Raw genomic sequence first — 1077 nt, 5'->3', positions numbered from 1 at the left:
TAGACACTTGGATCAACACCAGCGAATGCAACGAACTTTTTTGGGTGATTAAACCGATCTATTTCACTGACTTCAGAAATAATCGTGGCGGCGATTTTTTCTCCTATTCCGGGAATAGAGTCTTTTCAATTTTTACTTCTTTGCAGGAGGATGAAGTATGTCTTTCATAAAGACTCTGGAAAGCTCAGCCAAGAAGAGAAATGGCATCTAAATCGATACCTTGAACTGTCCGGTGAACTAAGGACTGCCTGTCAGCTTAAAGAAGCCTACCGGGTCTGGTTTTCCAATGCCAAGGAAAGAGGACAATAGAAGATCGGATTGGTGAAAGAGAAGCTATTGGCCTTTTGTGAACTGGTTGAAGCATCAGGAATTCCTGAAATGATCGGGGCAGTAAAGACCTTCCGAAACTAGCAGGATTAAGTGGATATAGGATAGAATTTAAATACTATATTAGGAATTTTTTACGAGGAGATTATTATGCGAAAAGTTGAGATATCCCCACATAAAGAGGAATGGTTCATGATGTTTCAAGAGGAGAGCGATAAAATTAAAGATGTGTTAGGTGATGTAATTTTAAATGTTTATCATATTGGAAGTACAGCAATACCAAATATTAATGCTAAACCAATAATTGATATTATGGTTGAAGTAGCTAATATCAGTAAAGTTGATAAATTTAATGATAAGATGGAACAATTGGGCTACGATGCTCACGGAGAATATGGAATTTCTAACAGGCGTTTTTTTAGTAAAGGTAACAACAGAACCCACCACGTTCATATTTTTGAACAAGGAAATGACGAAATTGCTCGTCACATAACATTTAGAGATTATTTGATTGCCCATCCAAAAGAAGCTCAGAAATACAGTCAGTTAAAGCAAAGTCTAGCTGAGAAATTTCCTACCAACATTGAAAAGTATATAGAAGGTAAAAACGATTACATAAAATCAATAGATAATAAAGCAGAGAAGTGGAGAAAAACTAACTTTTTAAACTCCCTCAGATAGATGCATATTACTCGTGAATGCTCGCTAATTCGCAAGATTTCAAACCACTTGTGAGAACTATAACGGATT

General features: G+C 36.1%; 2 protein-coding genes and 1 pseudogene. 2 read left to right on the top strand and 1 reads right to left on the bottom strand.

Annotated features, from left to right (window positions below; genetic code table 11):
- A pseudogene (locus D1970_RS22015) lies at nucleotides 1-119 on the bottom strand (transposase); the annotation flags it as partial.
- A gap of 31 nt (nucleotides 120-150) precedes the next feature.
- On the opposite strand from D1970_RS22015, the gene D1970_RS22010 reads away from it, so the two are divergent.
- Both D1970_RS22010 and D1970_RS22005 read left to right on the top strand, forming a co-directional pair.
- Nucleotides 151-309 carry a transposase gene (locus D1970_RS22010; protein WP_119114968.1) on the top strand — a complete coding sequence of 53 codons (159 nt, stop codon included), beginning with the start codon at nucleotides 151-153 and terminating at the stop codon, nucleotides 307-309.
- A gap of 168 nt (nucleotides 310-477) precedes the next feature.
- Nucleotides 478-1008, top strand: coding sequence for a GrpB family protein (locus D1970_RS22005; RefSeq protein WP_119114967.1), 531 nt, complete (start codon nucleotides 478-480; stop codon nucleotides 1006-1008).
- The last annotated feature ends 69 nt before the right edge of the window (nucleotides 1009-1077 follow it).

Origin of the sequence: Mesobacillus zeae, from assembly GCF_003570705.1 — a bacterium.
GTDB lineage: Bacteria > Bacillota > Bacilli > Bacillales > Cytobacillaceae > Mesobacillus_C > Mesobacillus_C zeae.
Note: the sequence above shows the minus strand (reverse complement) of the source record. Positions and strands in the feature narration are given on the sequence as shown.

Coding starts and splice junctions, on each gene's coding strand:
- D1970_RS22010 (WP_119114968.1), top strand. CDS start 151: ATGAAGTATGTCTTTCATAAAGACTCTGGAAAGCTCAGCCAAGAAGAG.
- D1970_RS22005 (WP_119114967.1), top strand. CDS start 478: ATGCGAAAAGTTGAGATATCCCCACATAAAGAGGAATGGTTCATGATG.